A 19,424-nucleotide genomic window follows, 5' to 3' on the forward strand; every position below is an offset into this window, starting at 1 on the left:
TTCATATGCTAACTATGATTGCTCCGTCTTTGGTTTCTGGTTGCTCTTCTGAAATTGAACAGGGATCATCATAATTTGGATTTGTATGGAAACTAAACCTAAATATTGCTAAACCTCTTTTATCATCAGAAGTAAGATTTATATCTGGTATATGTGTAGGGTTTTTAGCTGTAAAACTATTTTCAATATTAGGGTTATCATCTTCTACTAAAAAATGAATAACATAATAAATAACATTAACTTTGAATTGATCATAACAAGGGTTAACATTTATAATACTATAAGTTCTCTGATTTTTACTTTTAAGAGAAAACTCTATACTATCAATATTATCACTTGCATCAAAATCATATTCTATCATTATTAATAAATCTTCATCTTCAAAAAATAATTCTTTTCTTGATTGTTCTTTAAAAAGACCTAGATGAAATTTTGGAAATACTACACTCATAAGTTTATTTATTTTTAGTTAATAATTTATGCTAATTCAAAAGACTCTACAAAAAAAGACTCTTTATTATCTAAAAAGACTTTTTGTGGTTTTTCAAAAGAATGATTAAATATTTTGTTAATATTATTTGCAATAGAAAATTTCTTATGGCCTATACTGCTACCTATAAGTAAACCAATGATTTTTCCTGAATTATCAATGATGACTGATCCTGAATCTCCATTAGTAGTAAAATGATCAATCATTATTTGATTTTTATAAATCTTTTCTCCTGATGAATTATGGATTTTAACATATGCATTTGTAGAATAAATGTGTTTTTTATTTCTTGTTACATCATAAGAAATTTGTGTATCTGCGCCACATATTCCAATTTGTTTACCAAAAACTGGCTCTCCAATTTCTATATCAATATTAAAGTTACACTTATTATTAAGTTCTAATCTTTCATGAGCATCATTGTGAAAAATTACAATTGCAGCATCTAAATAATCTGAATACTCACTCCAAAATAGAGAACCAACTTTATTCCTTCCTTCTCTACTAAAAAAAGGATAATGTGTTTTTATTTTAAATAATTTCTTTTTCTTATTCGTTGAATTTAATACATGTGAATTTGATAACCCAAAATATCTATTCTCAAACTTTTTAAGTTTAAAAACTAAACCTAAAGTACCTCCAAGCGAAAGATTATCTGCAATTGTATTTCCTGGTTGTATTTTGAGTTCGAAATCATCATAGTCTTCATAAGAGACTCTTTTTTCTACACTCACTTCTTTTAAGGCTTTAACCTCGTTGAGATAATTATATTCAAAATGAACTCTTATTTTTTTATCTAGAAAATGCCTTTCTTCAAAAAAACAAATATTCCTTTTAGGCACATATGATTTTGGAACTGGTATGTAATCTGAAAGTAAAACCCCTTTATATAGACTCCTAACATACTTATTATTAGGAATGATTGGGCGTGACATAGGTCTCAACCCTCTTCTTTTCATACCTATTTCAAATACATAACCACTAGTCTGATCTTCTTTTATTGCAATGTATTCATATACATCATTCTTTTCTAATAAATTCAAAGCGTATTCATCTAAGGCGTCTTCAGCTTCTGATAATTCAATTTTGCTCATAATTGTTATTTTACACTACAAATCTCCCAAAATTCCACCCACTCCACCATACCCAAACATAGGTATTCTCACAAAACGACCACCCTAAAAAGCATATTTCTGCTCTATCGCATAGCCCAATAACTCATTGGCGCCTTTTAAGTTGAGCTTCTGAATCATGTTTTTACGATGTGTATCTATCGTTGATTTCGAAATGAAAAGTAAGTCTGCAATTTCTTGTGAAGTTTTTCGCTGCGCAATGAGTGCCAAAATTTCCTTTTCGCGTCTCGATAAAATAGATTTCGAACTGTTCTTAGAAATTTGATCAATGTTTAACTTGGCATCATAGTACGTCTTATTATCCGCAAGTGTGTGAATAGCTTCCAAGACCACTTTTAAAGGTGAGTTCTTCAAAATATAACCTGTCGCTCCAGCCGCTAACATTTGTTCTACAGCTTTATCCTGATCGTACATCGTAAAGGTCAATACATTGATATGCGGGAATTCTTTTTTTATATGACGCGTGGCAACAATACCATCCATTTTTGGCATTCGAATGTCACAAATCACAACTTTGGGTTGTTTATGCCTAACAATCTTGAGTAAAGCTTCTCCATCGTTAGCATGTCCAACAATTGTAATATCTTCCTCGTATTCCAAATACGAAATAATACCATCAATAAGTGCTTGATGATCTTCTGCAATAGCGACTGTAATCATATGTAAGGGTCTTAAAATTACAAACAAACTATATGCGCCGAATATAAATTTCAACGATTTGGGAATCCTATTACTGAAAAAACGGTAATAAACGTATTTATATTATGGTGGTTTTTAGTTAGTTTTCTTACAATTTAAAAAAATGCAGGGTAGAATACAAACTAAAATTAAGAAACAATGAATTTTTTAATCACTACAATCGTGATAATGAAGAGAATAAAAACAGCTAAAACCTTTAAACTTCCTTTGTAATAACGCTTGTGAAGCTTGATATCTTTTCGATATGCATAAATCATAACTGCGGCAAAAACAATTACAAAAAAAGCGGCAAAAATAAGTTGACCAGTAGAAAAAGGCATAAAGCGTATTATTTTTTGGCAAAATTACGAATTAAACCGGAAAGGTTGTTAATAAAAGTTTCAAAATAAAATCCAATTCCCTAAAAAATGCGCTAAATAATCAAGTATATTTCGAATCATAATTATGAACTCGTTCTAACTAAAATAATACGATTTGAAAAGAAGAATAGAAGCCGTTACAGAATTTCATGAAGCATTTGGTTTGGGAATTAAACATACACCAACTGCCGATATCGGAGAAGCTAGAAACATGCTGCGTTTTAACCTCATGAAAGAAGAAAATGAAGAATATTTAGAAGCTGCACAAAACAATGATTTAGTAGAAGTTGCAGATGCATTAGGCGACATGTTATATATTCTTTGTGGAACCATCATAGAACATGGAATGCAAGAAAAGATTACCGAAGTTTTCGAAGAAATTCAACGCAGTAATATGAGCAAACTTGGAGAAGACGGAAAACCTATTTATCGAGAAGATGGAAAAGTTCTCAAAGGTCCTAATTATTTTAAACCAGACATCGCTAAGATTTTACAAAAGTAGTATTGACTTATTATAGTAGTGAGCTATTAGTATTGAGAATTGAGATATTTCAAAGAATATATGTACTCTTATAAAACAAAAAAGTGACTTCGATGGAAGTCACTTTTTTTATATCTGATTATCTACGTTTCACACGAAACTAAGTCGAAGTGAAATCTAATTTTCTAAATAGTCTAATATTCTAACAATCTAAGTAGTCTACACTTCAAATCTCCAACCATGCGGATCTTCAGAAACATTGTATTGAATATTCATTAATTTTTCTTTGAAAAATGTTGCATACGAATCGTCTAATTTTGGCAACTCAAACTCGTCACCTGCATGCTCAAATCCTGCAATCGGATTGATCACTGCCGCTGTTCCTGCTCCAAAAATCTCTTTCAATGATCCGTTACGAGCTGCCTCTTTAATCTCTGCAACAGTCACACGACGTACCTCAACCTTAATTCCATTGTCTTCTGCCAATTGAATCACACTCTTACGCGTAATTCCATCCAAAATACGATCATTATTTGGCGCTGTCAACAAAGTATCTCCTACTCTAAAGAAAATATTCATCGTACCAGCTTCTTCCAAATATTCATGCGTACTAGCGTCTGTCCAAATAATTTGCTGATATCCTTTTGCATGCGCTAAACTTGTTGGATAAAACTGCGCACCATAGTTTCCTGCGGCTTTTGCATATCCAACACCACCATCAGCAGCTCTACTAAACTTCTCTGCAAACAATACTTTTACTTCACCTGCATAATACGATTGTGCTGGCGAACAAATAATCATAAACTTATAACTATTCGATGGTGAAGCAGAAATTGCCGGTTCTGTAGCAATCACAAATGGACGAATGTATAATGAGTTTCCTTTTCCTTTCTGAATCCAATCCTTTTCCATTTTTAACAACGTTGTCAATCCTTTAAAGAAAAACTCTTTTGGAAAATGCGGAATTGCCATACGATGTGATGACTTATTGATACGATCAAAATTATCTTCTGGACGAAACATCCAAATCTTATCTTGTGCATCTTTAAAAGCTTTCATACCTTCAAAAACAGCTTGTCCATAATGAAACACACGAGCCGAAGGATCAATTGTAAGTGGCTGGTAAGGAAGAATTTCTGGCGTTTGCCATGCTCCGTCAATATAGTCACATACAAACATGTGATCTGTAAAAACTTTTCCAAATGCTAAATTGTCAAAATCAACATTTTGGATTTTACTCTCAGAAACTTTGGAAATTTTTATATCAATAGAAAGGTCACTCATCATATAATTCTTAATTTTGTGCAAAGGTACAAATAATTAACTTTAAAAGAATCTTAGTTTTCAACAAAAATTGGTTCGTAAAATTAATTATTCATAACAAAACCTCGATAATTTTAAGAAATATTTAATAAAAATGAAGAAAATTGTATTTTTAATATTCGCAGCGGCTACCATAATTGCATGTAAAGACGCGAAAACAAACGAAAAGACAGCCGAAAAGCCACAAGAAACAAAAACTCCTCAACTAGCATATGCTTCTTTTGGTGAAAAAATTGACGCAAAAGATGTGTTGACAACAGCACAAATCAATGAAAAATATAACAGTCTAAAAGTTGGTGATACAGTCAATGTAAAATTTACTTCAAATATCAATTCTGTATGTTCTAAGAAAGGATGTTGGATGCGTTTAGATTTAGGAGAGGAAAAAGAAGTAATGGTGAAATTTAAAGATTACGGATTCTTTATGCCACTTGATGCAAAAGGAGAAGTCATTGTAAATGGAAAAGCATTTGTTCAAGAAACTTCTGTAGACGAATTAAAGCATTATGCAGAAGATGCTGGTAAATCTGCCGAAGAAATTGCTAAAATCACAGCACCTAAAAAGACACTTTCGTTTGTAGCGGATGGTGTATTGCTGAAAAAATAAGCTTGAAACGCAAAATTATCACCACAGGAGACGGATCTACCACAATTCATCTGGAAGATTGGAATGAACAATATCATTCTACACATGGTGCTATTCAAGAAGCGGAGCACGTTTTTATAAAAACAGGGCTTCATCACACAAAAAATACGTTCAATCCTGAACAAATTCATATTCTAGAAATTGGATTTGGCACAGGATTGAATGCTTTTATGACCTATTTAGAAGCTAAAAAACATAACTTCTCCATTAACTATATTGGTGTGGAAGCCTATCCTGTCGCTTCCGCAGAAATTTCGCAGTTAAATTATATTTCAGAACTAAAAGCAGCTACTGAAGCTTCTATTTTTGATTCCATGCATGCTTGCGATTGGGAAACAAAAAAGGTACTCACAGAAGACTTCAACCTAACCAAAAGGCAACAATTCTTTGATCAAATCAACGATCAAGAAGCTTTCAATCTTATCTATTTTGACGCTTTTGGTGCCCGTGTACAACCTGAATTGTGGACCGTTGACATCTTTCAAAAAATGTACAATGCATTACAAAACAACGGTGTTTTAGTCACGTACGCAGCCAAAGGAAGTGTACGTCGTGCCATGCAAGAAGTAGGTTTTCAAGTAGAGCGACTTCCAGGTCCGCCAGGCAAACGAGAGATGCTTCGCGCTACAAAATGATATAATTTTTAATACCAAAATCGCAGCTAATTACCTTCATCTGTTCTTTTTACCGTATTTTTACAGTGAAAAGAAAAACAATTGCTATGCGAATACTTATCTGTGGCGCAACAGGATTAATTGGTTCAGCACTTACAAACTTATGTTTGCAAGAAAATCATGAAGTGCATTACTTAACGACACGTAAAAGCAAAATTGAGCAATCTGAAAACTACAAAGGGTTTTATTGGAATCCAACTCAAGGTGAAATCGATGAAGCTTGTTTAGAAGGTGTTGATGCTATTGTGAATCTTTCAGGAGCTAATATTGCCAAACGCTGGACAGAAACCTACAAACAAGAAATTGTGAGCAGTCGTGTCGATACAGCAAACGTATTATTCAAATTGCTTCGCAACACAAAAAATCATACGATAAAACATTATATTTCCGCTTCCGGAATTGCCATTTATCCAAGTTCACTTACTGAAAATTATAAAGAAGATACCGAAGCTGAATCTGATGATTTTTTGGGCAAAGTTGTCAAACAATGGGAATTACATGCCAATCAATTCAAATCTTTAGAAATTCCTGTAACTATTCTCAGAACGGGCATCGTGCTTTCAAAAAAAGGCGGCGCTTTAGTCGAAATGATAAAACCTGTAAAATATGGAGTTGGTGCCGCTGTAGGTTCAGGAAAACAGTGGCAATCATGGATTCACATTGATGATATTGCTCGTATGTATTTGTATGTATTGACACAAAATATCACAGGAATTTACAATGGAGTTGGTCCAAATCCAACCACCAACAAACTCTTGACCAAAGAAATAGCAAGTGTCTTAAAAAAACCATTCTTTTTACCAAACATACCCAAATTTGTAATGAAATTGATGTTGGGTGAAATGAGTACACTACTCTTTTCGAGTCAGCAAGTAAATGCAGAAAGAATAGAAAAAACTGGTTTCCAATTCAACTTTCCAACTCTAAGACCTTCTTTGGAAGACTTGCTTAAAAAATAAAATTCATCTACTTTCAATGAAATCTAAATTCCTTTTCATTTTTTATATCCTAATTGGACAACTAGCAATTGGACAAACTGACGATACATTTCTAACCATTAAACTAAAAGCAGAAAAAGGCGACGATTTTAGTCAATATCAATTAGGCTTAATCTACTATAATGGATGGATAACTAAACAAAATAACAACAAATCACTGTATTGGTTAGAGAAAAGTGCACAACAAGGCAATCATCTTGCACAGTACAAATTGGGATTTATTTTTGACGATAAATTTCCTTCAAAGGTATATAAAAAATATGCGTATTGGTATGAAAAACGGTCATTTGAATTTAATGAAATAGATAAATTACCAGGTAATAGAAATTCACGAAAAAACACCAACTCTGAAGCAATTTCAATCAATTTAAAAAAAGCCACAAATTGGTACAGAAAAAGTGCCGAACAAGGTAATGCACGAGCTCAATACCATTTAGGACTGAATTATTTTTATGGAGATGGTGTAAAAAAAGATCTAAAACTAGCAGCTTTTTGGATCGACAAAAGCTTTAAAAATGGATATGGAGTAGCAAATCAAGAAGTTTGGATTATTTGGCATGACAATAAATTATTTGAATTGTTATGACTAAATATTGCTAAATTTCACTCAGTAACTTTCTTTAATTAATATCTTAAAAAAGCATATTTCATGAATCCCATCAAAGAAATCACAGAAGCAGAAGCATTCAACCTTGCTGGAGATGCAACAGAATTTCCTGTACTGATGAAGGAAGAAGATATTGCAACGGAATCGGCTGTAACATTAAAAAAATTCCCAACGGGTTATGTTTTAGGCGTAAGTTGTGATACTGCAGCTATTTTTAAATTATTTTATGCTGAAAACTTAGAAGAAATCAATTCGCTTTGCGAACACTATTTGAACATATTGCGTAAAAAAGGAAATCCGTTTCTATAATGAAAAGCTGTATGAATGATTATAAATCAAAATTGATAAAACCTTTCTATTAGTTTCCCTTTGTAACTTTCCTTACTTAATTTATATACAAAAAATAAACCGACACGAAGTCGGTTTACCTTACACTATATTTAGTTACGTTTTATTTTGTAGCAACTACACTTACAGACAACTCAACGTCATCACTAATTGCTTTATTTTTTAAAGTATCTGTAAACGAAGAAGAACCATATTTCATTCCAAAATCTGTACGATTGATGGTAAATACTTCACTAACAATTGTCGCTGTATTTCCTTCTACACTTACTTTTGCTGGGAAAGAAATATTTTTCTTTACTCCTTTTAATGACAAATTCCCTTCAATCATTGTTTTTCCATCTTTTTCACTGATTCCTGTTACTGAAAAAGCGGCACTTCCATATACTTCCGATTCAAAGAAATCTTTAGATAACAAATGCTTTTTCAAACTAGCATTTCCGTTATCATCTGCCGGAATATCTAACACTGTCAAAGAATTAATATCAATAAGAAAATTTCCACTTTCTAGCTTTCCGTCTTTCACAGCAAAAGTACCTTCCGATACTTTCATTGTTCCATTATGACTTCCGCCAATCACTTTTGAACCTTTCCAAGTCACTACTGTTTTTTCAGTATCTACTTTATACTTTACAGCTTCTGAAGTAATTTTCTTTTCTGTTTTTGCATCTTCCGCTTTTGTTTCATTCTTCTTTTCTCCACAAGAAACCGTCAAAACTGCTACGGCAACAAAAGCAATCAAACCTAAAAATTTTCTTTTCATCTATTGTTATTTATAATTTATAAAAGTCTAATTGTAAAATTACAAATACTATTACATTTTAAAGATGGAAACTACAGAAAATATTTTTGTGACATTTTGACATTTTATCATAAATGGCAGTACTTTTGCCATCTAAAAAGCAAATAATAAAAATTTTTTGGACATATACCATGAGCAAAAAAAAGGATAATACAGTAGAAAATGAGCAGCCAGAAGTACAAGCGGAAGCTGTACAACAAGAGGCAAAAGCAGCTGAAACAACTGAAAACACAGTAGAAGAAGTTTCTGCAGAAGAAAAATTACAAGAAGAATTGGCAAAGGAAAAAGACAAGTTTTTACGTCTATTTGCCGAATTTGAAAACTATAAGAAAAGAACAAGCAAAGAACGTGTTGAACTGTTTAAAACAGCAGGAAAAGACGTTGTAGTTGCCATGTTGCCAGTTTTAGACGATTTTGACAGAGCATTGATTGAAATCAACAAAGCAGAAGCGGAAGAACTTAAAAAAGGTGTTGAATTGATTAGCAACAAGCTACGAGAAGCACTAAAATCAAAAGGTTTAGCGGAAGTAAAAGTAGAAGCTGGTGATACATTCGACGCAGAAGATCATGAAGCCGTGACACAAATTCCTGCTCCATCAGATGATATGAAAGGAAAAATCATTGATGTCCTTGAAAAAGGATATACGTTAGGTGACAAAGTCATCCGTTACCCAAAAGTAGTGGTAGGACAATAAACGTTTAACGTTTTCCCAGCTACAAAACGATCTTTTAACACAAGTTGAAACAAGATGAAACAAGATTATTACGAAATATTAGGTATTAGCAAAGGTGCTTCGGCAGCTGAAATTAAAAAAGCATACCGCAAAAAAGCCATTCAATATCATCCTGACAAAAATCCTGATGATAAGGAAGCGGAAGAAATGTTTAAGAAAGCAGCAGAAGCCTATGAAATATTAAGCGACGACAACAAACGCGCACGTTATGATCAATATGGTCATGCAGCATTTGAAAATGGCGGCGGCTTTGGCGGCGGCGGTTTTGGCGGTGGCATGAACATGGACGATATTTTTAGTCAGTTTGGTGATATTTTCGGAGGCGGCTTTGGCGGCGGATTCGGTGGTGGATTCGGCGGCGGCGGTGGAAGACAACGTCGTGTAAAAGGAAGTAGCCTAAAAATTCGTTTGAAACTTACCTTAGAAGAAATTGCAAATGGCGTTGAGAAAAAGGTAAAAGTTCGCAGAAAAGTACAAGCACCTGGTGTAAGTTATAAAACATGTAATACCTGTAATGGTTCAGGACAAATGACACGCATTACCAATACAATTTTGGGAAGAATGCAAACGTCTACTACATGTAGTACTTGTAGTGGTGCTGGACAAATAATTGACAAACGTCCTGCGGGAGCAGATGGACAAGGAATGAAGTCTGAGGAAGAAACGGTTTCTATCAAAATTCCTGCGGGAGTTGTAGAAGGAATGCAGTTAAAAGTTTCTGGAAAAGGAAATGAAGCACCTGGAAATGGAATTTCTGGAGACTTATTAGTCGTTATTGAAGAAAAAGAACACGAATTCTTAAAACGTGAAGGCGATAATTTACATTACGACCTGTACATCAGCTTTTCAGAAGCAGCTTTAGGAAGTTCTAAAGAAATTGACACGGTAACTGGAAAAGTTCGAATCAAAGTAGAATCGGGAGTTCAGTCTGGAAAAATATTACGCTTGCGCGGAAAAGGAATTCCGAGCATCAACGGATACGGAAAAGGTGATTTGCTAGTGCACATCAACGTTTGGACGCCAAAAACATTGACAAAAGAACAGAAAAACTTCTTCGAAAAAATGGCAAAAGAGGAAAATTTTGTACCAAATCCAGAGAAGAGCGATAAATCATTTTTTGAAAAAGTCAAAGACATGTTTTCGTAATTCTTTTGGTATTACGAAAAAAAAACTATCTTTGATAAGTTACTGGCTGAAACCAGCTAGTAATTTTTTCTTTTTCATAGCAATTTTTTCCCATCCTTGATCATATTAAGGGTGGGTTTTGTTTTATATTTGGTATGATTTAATTGAAAGAAACCTACCAAGGCATACTTCAAATCGTAAATCAAATTAACTCCGCTGAAAAGCAGAGTCCCAAAAAAGTATATCAATTTTTATATTCATTTTGTAACAAAACGTACAAGATCGTTACTTATACAAAAAACTTTTCATGAGTTCAATTCTTCAGGCGAAAGACGTCGTAAAAAAGTATGGTGAGTATACCGCATTAAATAAAGTTTCTATTGACGTACCTAAAGGAAGTATCTTCGGACTTCTAGGACCCAACGGAGCTGGAAAAACCTCACTCATCCGAATCATTAATCAAATTACTGCGCCAGATGCTGGGCAAGTACTGCTCGATGGCGAAGCACTGCAACAATTTCATATTAGAGACATTGGTTATATGCCAGAAGAACGTGGTTTGTATAAATCAATGAAAGTTGGCGAACAAGCACTGTATTTAGCGCAATTGAAAGGATTGAGCAAATCGGAAGCAAAAATGCGCTTGAAATATTGGTTCGAAAAATTTGAAATTTCAGATTGGTGGAACAAGAAGATTCAAGAATTATCAAAAGGGATGGCGCAGAAAATTCAGTTTGTAGTTACCGTGTTGCATCAACCGAAGTTATTAATTTTTGATGAACCGTTTAGCGGATTCGATCCAATTAATGCAAACCGAATTAAAGACGAAATTTTACAATTACGCGATGATGGCGCTACCGTAATCTTTTCTACGCACAGAATGGAATCTGTAGAAGAACTCTGCGATCATATTGCGTTGATTCACAAATCAAATAAAGTATTAGACGGAAAACTTACAGATGTAAAACGTCAATACAAAAGCAATACATATCAAGTTGGAATTGCTGGAGTAAACAATCAACAATTACGATCGGTACTGAACGAAAAGTTTGAATTGACTGATGCTGATTTTAAATCTATCGATGACGATTTAAAACTCAATATCAAACTTAAAAACGGCGATACTTCTAACGATTTGCTTTCGTATTTAACTTCGCAAGGACAAGTCAATCACTTTGTAGAAGTCATTCCAAGTGTCAACGATATATTTATTCAAACCGTAGAAAATAATAATTAGACATGAACCATTTACCGCTAATTATCAAAAGAGAATATCTAACGAAAGTTAGAAACAAGTCGTTTATTTTAATGACTTTTTTAAGTCCTTTAATTTTCATCGGACTTATTACGTTGATTGTGTATTTGACGCAATTGAACAACAATAAACAACGTACCATTTCTATTTTGGATGAAACTGGGAAAATTTCGCAAGTATTCCAAGCTGAAGCTAACGATAAAGATGCCAACACAAAATATATCTTCCTCAAAGGAATTTCTTTAGAAGAAGCTAAAAAGCAGGTACAAGAAGCTGAGCAATACGGATTGTTACATATTCGTCAAATGGCTTCCACAGAAGCAATTGCACAGCAAATAAAATTCTATTCGGAAGATTCACCTTCTCAAAATTTTATTTCAAAATTAGAACGTAGACTCTCTGAAAAACTCACCGAAGAAACCTTATTACAAAACAATGTAAATATTGATTTGGTGAAAAAATCCAAAATGCAAGTCGCCATTGGGCAAGAAACATTTTCGGGAGAACGCACCTCAAAACTCATCAACTATTCCAAACTCGGATTCGGTTTTGCGGCTGGATATCTACTATTCATGTTCATCATCATCTACGGAAATATGATTATGCGTAGTGTGATTGAAGAAAAGACAAATCGTATTATTGAAATTATCATTTCCTCTGTAAAACCCATTCAATTATTGATGGGGAAAATTATTGGAACTTCCTTAGCTGGAATTACCCAGTTTTTAATGTGGATTGTACTTGGAGGAACCATTGTTGTGATTCTGGGACTTGTATTCGGTTTTGACCTTATGAGTGCGCAAACGGCACAACAACAAGAATTAATAGCACAAGGAGCAAATATTGACATTCAAATACTTATCTCACATATTATTAGCAGTTTACCTATTGTAAACTTAATGGTCGCGTTCTTTATCTTTTTTATTGGAGGATATTTACTGTATAGTTCTTTATATGCTGCTATTGGTGCGGCTGTAGACAACGAAACGGATACACAGCAATTTATGATGCCAATACTAATGCCGCTCATTTTAGCCGTATATGTTGGTGGATTTACGGTATTAGAAGATCCGCATGGAACTGTGGCTACTGTATTTTCATACCTTCCATTTACATCGCCTGTAGTGATGTTGATGCGAATTCCGTTTGGTGTTGGTATAGGAGAACAGTTAATTTCAATCGTAATTTTGTATATTACCTTTGCAGGAACTGTTTGGTTTGCATCAAAAATTTACCGTGTTGGTATTTTAATGTACGGAAAAAAGCCAAGCTACAAAGAAATATTCAAGTGGTTGAAATACTAGCGTTATGAATGAAAATGATGGGTTTTTAGAAATTTTAATTTACAAGCATGGAGAAATTACCATCACTGTGCAAGTTGTTTTAACACTTGTTATAGTATTAATTGCTACCCATTTTATTCTTAAGTTTGCTCGAATTGCAGTATCTAAAAGATTGGAGGAAGATGGTAAAAACCGTTTTAAAACGGTCTTTACCTTTTTAAAGTATTTTATATTTTCCATTGCCATTATAACATCGCTGGATGCTTCTGGTATTCATATCACAGCATTATTGGCTGCCTCTACTGCTTTATTTGTAGGTATTGGACTTGGAATGCAAAAACTATTTCAGGATATTATTTCTGGAATTTTTATTCTAGTTGACAAAACTGTCATGGTGAATGATGTCATTGAGATTGATAAAAAGATTGGAAAGGTTACACAAGTTGGACTCCGAACGACCAAAGCCGTTACGCATGATGAAAAAATTCTTGTCATTCCCAATCATAAGTTTTTAAACGAAATTTTATACAATTGGACACAAAATGACGTACGAACTCGAGAATCAATTAATGTTGGAGTTGCGTATGGTACGGATGTTGATTTAGTAAAAGCGTTACTCTTTGGAATTGCAGTTCAAGATCCTGCTATTTTAAATGATCCTAAACCTCAAATCTTTTTTGAAGATTTTGGTGATAGTGCTTTGAAATTCAGGTTGTATTTTTATATTGGTGATAGCTTTCATTTGCCAGAAGTTCAGAGTAGATTGCGATACAAAGTGTACAAGACATTTAATGAAAATAATATAAGCATTCCATTTCCGCAACGAGAAGTACATGTTTATGATTCAAAAATAGAATAATATGCCTAAAATATTAGTAATAGAAGACGAATCAGCCATTCGTAGAGTATTAGTAAAAATCTTATCCGAAGAAAATGACACCTATGAAGTGTCACAAGCCGAAGATGGTTTGGCAGGAATTGAAATGGTAAAGAAAGATGATTATGACTTGGTTCTTTGCGATATAAAAATGCCAAAAATGGATGGTGTTGAAGTATTGGAAGCAGCCAAAAAGATAAAGCCTGAAACTCCTTTTGTGATGATTTCTGGACATGGCGATTTGGACACAGCCGTAAATACCATGAGAATTGGAGCCTTTGACTATATTTCAAAGCCGCCAGATTTGAATCGACTATTGAATACCGTTCGCAATGCACTTGATAGAAAAGAATTGGTTGTTGAAAACAAACGATTGAAAAAGAAAGTCAGTAAGAATTACGAAATGATTGGTAATTCTGATGCTATTGAACAGATTAAAGATATTATAGAAAAAGTAGCACCAACAGATGCGCGTGTTTTAATTACAGGACCTAATGGGACTGGAAAAGAATTAGTATCACATTGGTTGCACCAGAAGAGTGATCGTAGTAAAGGTCCGATGATTGAAGTAAACTGTGCAGCGATTCCTAGTGAATTGATTGAAAGTGAATTATTCGGTCATGTAAAAGGAGCTTTTACGAGTGCTAATAAAGACAGAGCTGGAAAGTTTGAAGCTGCCAATGGCGGAACAATTTTCTTAGATGAGATTGGAGATATGAGCTTATCGGCACAAGCCAAAGTATTACGTGCATTGCAAGAAAGCAGAGTACAACGCGTTGGTAGCGATAAAGATATTAAAGTGAATGTTCGTGTGGTTGCGGCAACCAATAAGAATTTGAAGAAAGAAATTGAAGATGGAAAATTCCGTGAAGATTTATATCACAGATTGGCCGTAATTTTAATCAAAGTTCCTGCGTTAAATGATCGTAGAGAAGACATTCCGTTATTGATCAATCATTTTGCTGGTAAAATTGCCAGTGATCAAGGAAATGCTCCAAAAAAATTCTCTGACAAAGCCGTCAAATTATTACAAGAATACGATTGGACAGGAAATATTAGAGAACTACGAAATGTAATAGAACGTTTAATCATTCTTGGAGGAAAAGAAGTCTCCGAAGAAGATGTGAAGTTATTTGCTTCGAAATAGATACAAAAAAAATCAGCTTTTACAGCTGATTTTTTTGTTTTGTATTGTTTGTTATGGCATGAGTTGGAAACCCGCGCCAGCGATTGTATCTAACAAATCTATAAACTACTTCAAAACCGTAAACTCAATCTTAGAATCGTTGAAAATCGTATGTGTTTGATTTTTGAAATCTTCTTCTTTGGCTTTGTATATATTCGGCACAAATGTTTGCGGATTCAAATCAATAAGTGGAAACCACGTACTTTGCACTTGAATTTGCACTTTGTGTCCTTTTTTAAACGTATGATATACATCTTGTAACTTAATATTTACAGCCGTTTTTTGATTTGGCACAAACGGTTCTGGATATTCAAAACTGTTACGGAAACGTCCACGCATTACTTCACTACGCACCATTAAATGATAGTTACTCATAGCCAAATGGTCTTGCATGCCTTCTTCTTGCTCTTCTGCATCATGTGGATGTACATCTACAACTTTTACAATCCAATCAGCATCCGTTCCTGTTGTAGCCACTTGCAATTTTGCTAGAATGTCACCTGCCAAGGTATAATCTTCTTCCAACACTTCCGTTTCAAAGATCAATACATCAGGACGACGCGCTGCAAATCGTTGATCGTCTGTCATATACTTTCGTGGTGTAAACACTGTTTTAATATCTTCTGAATACGGAACAGGTCGCTTCAAATCACTTACAAATACTTCTTTTGTATCTCCTTTTTTCGCCGTAGATAATTCTTGATCAGCATTCAAATACATGTCTTCTTTAGCAACATTTGCTGGTGGCCAACTATCATAACTACTCCACGATTTCTTTCCAGTATCAAACACATAAGCTTCTGGCAATCCTGAATTTTTACTTCCATCACCTTTTAAGAAATGGTTAAAGAATTTTGTCTCAACATCACGCTGAAAGTTTAGCGAAATTGAATCTCCAAAGTAATAATTCCCCACAAAATTTTTCACATTACTACTTGCCCATCTTCCATGATCCCAAGGTCCAAAAACCATTGTATTGTAGTTGTCTGGATTGTACTTTTCAATGGTTTTATAGGTTTCAAAAGGTCCGTATAAATCTTCTGCATCAAACAGTCCTCCAACAATCATCGTCGCTACAAACGGTTTGATATTTTTTAAATTCTGAATCAATCCTTTTGGTTTCCATACACTGTCGTAGTTTGGATGATCTATAATTTCTTTCCAAAAAACATCATCTACTTGATCGGATTTGGAGACAATTACATTGTCTAACTTTTCATATTCAAAATAACTGTTCAAATTACTCAATGGTCCCGCATCTAAAAAGAACTGATATTGATCTTTTGTTCCTAAGTCTGGTAGCTTGTACCAAGCAGAATCTTTCGGTACATCTTTGATCGTTCCAAATAAAGAAACCGCTCTAAAATAACTTAATAAAAAGGCTCCGTTGTGATGAAAATCATCAAAAAAGAAATCACCAATACACGCTTGTGGTGAAGCTGCTTTTAAAGCTGGATGCGCATCAATCGTAGAATAGGTTGAGTAATATCCTGGATATGAAATTCCCCACGTTCCTACTCTTCCATTATTATTTTCTACATTTTTCACCAACCAATCAATGGTATCAAACGTATCTGACGACTCATCAACTTGCGTATTATCTGTTTTGTTTGGAATATACGCACGCATGTTATCATACACACCTTCACTCATCCAACGACCACGCACATCTTGATAGACAATAATATTTCCTTCTTTCATTAAATGCAGATTAGGTCCGATCTTTTTTCGAAACTTATCTTCACCATACGGCTTGCAGCTATAAGGTGTACGCATCATTAAAATAGGATATTTTTGACTGGTATCTTTTGGAGAATAAATCGTGGTATGCAATTTAATTCCATCACGCATTTCTATGGTAACTTCTTGCTTGTTATAATGCTCTTGCACATAGGTATCGTTCACTTTTGCAGCTGCATCTTTTTTGGAAGTTTTTGTACAGGAAGTACATAAAAAGGCAAGGACTAAAGTAATTTTAAAAAAGGTTTTCATCTGTAATCTTTTTCTTTTTAAGTTTTTTTAGATGGAATTCACAAACAATACTTTGAGTTTTCATCAAAATATTAGCAAGTTCATTTCATTTGGTTGTAGTTCGTAATTTTTTAATGTCTAAATTTACAAATTATTAATCGCTATTAGATCACAATGAGAAGAATCCTAACTATTTTAACGTTTGCACTTTGTATTGTTAGCTGTGAAACGAAAGAAACACAAGAAACGCCTGTTACAACTACAAAAACAGAAAAAGAAAGTACGGTTAAGAAGCAATTTCCTAAACTGGAACCGAATCGTTATAATGTAGGTTTTTTAATTATGGATGGTGTGTTCAATACTGAATTGACAGCGCCTTTTGATATTTTTCAACATACTATTTTCCGTGAGAATATTAAAGCGATGAATGTGTTTACAGTCGCTAATACAGATGCACCAATTACAACCTTTGAAGGCATGCGAATTTTGCCTGATTATAATTATTTGAAAGATGAGTTGCCCAAGATTGATATTCTAGTTGTACCAAGTGCCGAACATCATTTAGATACTGATTTGGAAGATGAAAAAATGATTGCTTTTGTTCAGAAAGTGGATAAAGAAGCAACATTCATAACATCGCATTGTGATGGCGCGTTTGTCCTGGCAAAAGCTGGATTGTTAGATCATGTAGCTTCTACCACGTTTCCAAGTGATATTCCGAAGATGCGCGAAATGTTTCCAAAGTTAGATATTAGAGATAATACCTTGTTTGTGCATGACGGAAAGTATATTACTTCGGCTGGTGGCGCCAAATCTTTTGAAGCAGCTTTGTACTTGTGTGAACATTTGTATGGAAAAGAAATTGCCAAAAGTCTTGCCGGCGGTTTGGTGATCGACTGGACTTTGGATGGTTATCCACATACGGTTATTAAATAGGGTTTTGGGTCTTTGGTTTTGGGTTTTGGGTTTTAGGTTTTGGGTTTTAGGTTTCTTTATTGATATCCTTTAAATTCTGAAATCCATTGATTGTCAGAAAATTGATCTTCGTCCATTTTTGTCAAATCAATTCTCGGATCAAGCATGTGTTGTGTTGGCATTCCATTAAACTCAACCTGCAAATCAGCTTTTATAATCGGATTTACCAAACCTTGTTCTAAGTATAGTTTTTTACTGATATATTTCGCTAAGTGCACAAAAGTATACGGATCTTCTGGCATGTGCATGAATTGATTTCGCGTTACAAATGTGGTTCCATCTAAATTATATCTTTGAGAAGTAGCACGATCTACCAAAGACATCGTGAACTGTGTTACGTTTCTGGATTGCATTTTCATTCGCCAAGAAAACTTTTGCGCTATTCCTGTCCATTCAGGGTTTGTGGTTAAAAAGTGATGTCTCAAAGGAAATACTAGCTGAAATGCAACAAATAAGAAAATACAAATTAATGTTAGTTTTTTGAATTTAGGACTTTCATTCTGATCCAAAACAGCTTCCTGCTCTTCTGAATTTTCTGTTGATTTACTCATAAAAATACCATCAACATAGTTTCCGACTTTTTTACTGTCAAAAAATAGAATCGTCGCACAAATCATGAAGAACGGAAAGATTCCAATATCATCAAATAGAATAGAATTATTCGTATAACTAAATATAACCACGAGGATTACTCCAAAGAGTCGTGTTCTTTTGTTCAATAATATAAAAGCAATGCTTAAGTCAAATATGAGTCCGCCATATTTGATTAACATAATGAGCGTTTCCTTTGGGAAAAGATTTGTCAATACACTGCTTTGCGCTTGATCAATGGTATATCCTACAAGATTACTATCTAACCAATTTGGAGATAGTTTTGAAATTCCTCCATAAAAGTACACTACAGAAAGCAGAAAAATAAGGATGTTTTGTTGCCAAGCAGGAACGAGTTTTGACAATGGTTTTTTAGAAAATTTTACTCGAAGACTGTACTTTCTGTCCGCATTCATAAATATCATCACAAAAGCAATTAAGGCAATCAGATAGATATGATTGTTGTACAAAGTTTTGTCTATAAACGAAAAGTATGAAAATCCTACAAAGAAAAATATCATCGCATATCGGTACAAAAACCCAAGTGTAATTAGGATTGCTGAAATCAAAAGCCCAGCATGAATTACCTTTAAAAAGCCTAGTGAGAATGGTTGTAAAAATTCTAATCCTTGATATGGAAATAAGACTTCGGGACCAAATATAAACTGAAACGTATAGTCAATTTCATAATAGTAAATCATTTGATAGGTCATAAACATTCCGAAAAAAATTCGGAAAATAGCCACTATAGAAACATCAATTGATTTGAATACGAGTTTGTGAATATACTTCATAATGAGTCGGGTTGTTGTCCGCCTAAAATACAATTTTCCCCTAAAGCTTTCTTAAAATTTGAAAATAATTTCTTGA

At 33.9% G+C, this 19,424-nt stretch carries 21 protein-coding genes; 13 read left to right on the forward strand and 8 right to left on the reverse strand.

Annotated features, from left to right (window positions below):
• Window position 1: 1 nt before the first annotated feature.
• The 4 genes from Q0845_RS16615 to Q0845_RS16630 all read right to left on the reverse strand — a co-directional run bounded on the left by Q0845_RS16615 (window position 2) and on the right by Q0845_RS16630 (window position 2,642).
• On the reverse strand, window positions 2-451 hold the full coding sequence (locus tag Q0845_RS16615; protein WP_298515557.1) for a hypothetical protein: 450 nt from the start codon (window positions 449-451) through the stop codon (window positions 2-4).
• A 26-nt stretch (window positions 452-477) separates the two neighbouring features.
• Window positions 478-1,584, reverse strand: coding sequence for a hypothetical protein (locus tag Q0845_RS16620; protein ID WP_298515560.1), 1,107 nt, complete (start codon window positions 1,582-1,584; stop codon window positions 478-480).
• 84 nt (window positions 1,585-1,668) lie between these two features.
• Window positions 1,669-2,283, reverse strand: coding sequence for a response regulator transcription factor (locus tag Q0845_RS16625; protein WP_298515563.1), 615 nt, complete (start codon window positions 2,281-2,283; stop codon window positions 1,669-1,671).
• A 167-nt stretch (window positions 2,284-2,450) separates the two neighbouring features.
• The gene (locus Q0845_RS16630) at window positions 2,451-2,642 is read right to left on the reverse strand and encodes a hypothetical protein (RefSeq protein WP_298515565.1); all 192 of its coding nucleotides are present in this window, start codon (window positions 2,640-2,642) and stop codon (window positions 2,451-2,453) included.
• Between the two features lie 154 nt (window positions 2,643-2,796).
• Here Q0845_RS16630 and Q0845_RS16635 point away from each other — a divergent pair, with 154 nt between their 5' ends.
• Window positions 2,797-3,183 (forward strand): nucleoside triphosphate pyrophosphohydrolase family protein, encoded by a 387-nt coding sequence (locus Q0845_RS16635; protein ID WP_298515567.1) that lies wholly within the window; start codon window positions 2,797-2,799, stop codon window positions 3,181-3,183.
• Window positions 3,184-3,381: 198 nt separating this feature from the next.
• Here the strand turns inward: Q0845_RS16635 and Q0845_RS16640 are convergent, their stop codons facing one another.
• Window positions 3,382-4,446: a branched-chain amino acid aminotransferase gene (locus Q0845_RS16640; protein WP_298515920.1), complete on the reverse strand. Its 1,065-nt coding sequence runs from the start codon at window positions 4,444-4,446 to the stop codon at window positions 3,382-3,384.
• Between the two features lie 133 nt (window positions 4,447-4,579).
• Between Q0845_RS16640 and Q0845_RS16645 the strand changes: the two genes are divergently transcribed.
• From Q0845_RS16645 to Q0845_RS16665, 5 genes are all read left to right on the forward strand, one after another.
• Window positions 4,580-5,092, forward strand: coding sequence for a DUF4920 domain-containing protein (locus Q0845_RS16645; protein ID WP_298515570.1), 513 nt, complete (start codon window positions 4,580-4,582; stop codon window positions 5,090-5,092).
• Window positions 5,093-5,094: 2 nt separating this feature from the next.
• A complete protein-coding gene (mnmD, locus tag Q0845_RS16650) occupies window positions 5,095-5,766 on the forward strand; it encodes a tRNA (5-methylaminomethyl-2-thiouridine)(34)-methyltransferase MnmD (protein WP_298515573.1) in 672 nt (223 codons plus the stop codon).
• 86 nt (window positions 5,767-5,852) lie between these two features.
• Window positions 5,853-6,764, forward strand: coding sequence for a TIGR01777 family oxidoreductase (locus tag Q0845_RS16655; protein WP_298515575.1), 912 nt, complete (start codon window positions 5,853-5,855; stop codon window positions 6,762-6,764).
• A 16-nt stretch (window positions 6,765-6,780) separates the two neighbouring features.
• Window positions 6,781-7,389, forward strand: a complete 609-nt coding sequence (locus Q0845_RS16660; RefSeq protein WP_298515578.1) for a tetratricopeptide repeat protein — start codon at window positions 6,781-6,783, stop codon at window positions 7,387-7,389.
• 63 nt (window positions 7,390-7,452) lie between these two features.
• Window positions 7,453-7,719, forward strand: coding sequence for a hypothetical protein (locus Q0845_RS16665; protein ID WP_298515581.1), 267 nt, complete (start codon window positions 7,453-7,455; stop codon window positions 7,717-7,719).
• A gap of 142 nt (window positions 7,720-7,861) precedes the next feature.
• Here Q0845_RS16665 and Q0845_RS16670 read toward each other — a convergent pair whose 3' ends face one another.
• Window positions 7,862-8,518: a YceI family protein gene (locus Q0845_RS16670; RefSeq protein ID WP_298515584.1), complete on the reverse strand. Its 657-nt coding sequence runs from the start codon at window positions 8,516-8,518 to the stop codon at window positions 7,862-7,864.
• A 170-nt stretch (window positions 8,519-8,688) separates the two neighbouring features.
• On the opposite strand from Q0845_RS16670, the gene Q0845_RS16675 reads away from it, so the two are divergent.
• From Q0845_RS16675 to Q0845_RS16700, 6 genes are all read left to right on the forward strand, one after another.
• Window positions 8,689-9,252 carry a nucleotide exchange factor GrpE gene (locus Q0845_RS16675; protein ID WP_298515586.1) on the forward strand — a complete coding sequence of 188 codons (564 nt, stop codon included), beginning with the start codon at window positions 8,689-8,691 and terminating at the stop codon, window positions 9,250-9,252.
• Between the two features lie 54 nt (window positions 9,253-9,306).
• Complete coding sequence (gene dnaJ / locus Q0845_RS16680; protein ID WP_298515588.1) at window positions 9,307-10,437, forward strand: molecular chaperone DnaJ; 1,131 nt, start codon at window positions 9,307-9,309, stop codon at window positions 10,435-10,437.
• Window positions 10,438-10,723: 286 nt separating this feature from the next.
• On the forward strand, window positions 10,724-11,653 hold the full coding sequence (locus Q0845_RS16685; protein ID WP_298515590.1) for an ABC transporter ATP-binding protein: 930 nt from the start codon (window positions 10,724-10,726) through the stop codon (window positions 11,651-11,653).
• Window positions 11,654-11,655: 2 nt separating this feature from the next.
• Window positions 11,656-12,975: an ABC transporter permease gene (locus tag Q0845_RS16690; RefSeq protein WP_298515593.1), complete on the forward strand. Its 1,320-nt coding sequence runs from the start codon at window positions 11,656-11,658 to the stop codon at window positions 12,973-12,975.
• Between the two features lie 4 nt (window positions 12,976-12,979).
• Window positions 12,980-13,813 (forward strand): mechanosensitive ion channel domain-containing protein, encoded by an 834-nt coding sequence (locus Q0845_RS16695; RefSeq protein WP_298515596.1) that lies wholly within the window; start codon window positions 12,980-12,982, stop codon window positions 13,811-13,813.
• 1 nt (window position 13,814) lies between these two features.
• Window positions 13,815-14,978, forward strand: a complete 1,164-nt coding sequence (locus tag Q0845_RS16700) for a sigma-54 dependent transcriptional regulator (protein ID WP_298515598.1) — start codon at window positions 13,815-13,817, stop codon at window positions 14,976-14,978.
• Between the two features lie 105 nt (window positions 14,979-15,083).
• Here the strand turns inward: Q0845_RS16700 and Q0845_RS16705 are convergent, their stop codons facing one another.
• The gene (locus tag Q0845_RS16705) at window positions 15,084-17,009 is read right to left on the reverse strand and encodes a CocE/NonD family hydrolase (RefSeq protein ID WP_298515600.1); all 1,926 of its coding nucleotides are present in this window, start codon (window positions 17,007-17,009) and stop codon (window positions 15,084-15,086) included.
• Between the two features lie 153 nt (window positions 17,010-17,162).
• Here Q0845_RS16705 and Q0845_RS16710 point away from each other — a divergent pair, with 153 nt between their 5' ends.
• Window positions 17,163-17,924 carry a DJ-1/PfpI family protein gene (locus Q0845_RS16710; RefSeq protein ID WP_298515603.1) on the forward strand — a complete coding sequence of 254 codons (762 nt, stop codon included), beginning with the start codon at window positions 17,163-17,165 and terminating at the stop codon, window positions 17,922-17,924.
• A 56-nt stretch (window positions 17,925-17,980) separates the two neighbouring features.
• On the opposite strand, the gene Q0845_RS16715 is transcribed toward Q0845_RS16710, so the two are convergent.
• Window positions 17,981-19,348 (reverse strand): HTTM domain-containing protein, encoded by a 1,368-nt coding sequence (locus Q0845_RS16715; protein ID WP_298515605.1) that lies wholly within the window; start codon window positions 19,346-19,348, stop codon window positions 17,981-17,983.
• Window positions 19,349-19,424 lie beyond the last annotated feature (76 nt).

Origin of the sequence: uncultured Kordia sp., assembly GCF_947489565.1 — a bacterium.
Lineage (GTDB): Bacteria > Bacteroidota > Bacteroidia > Flavobacteriales > Flavobacteriaceae > Kordia.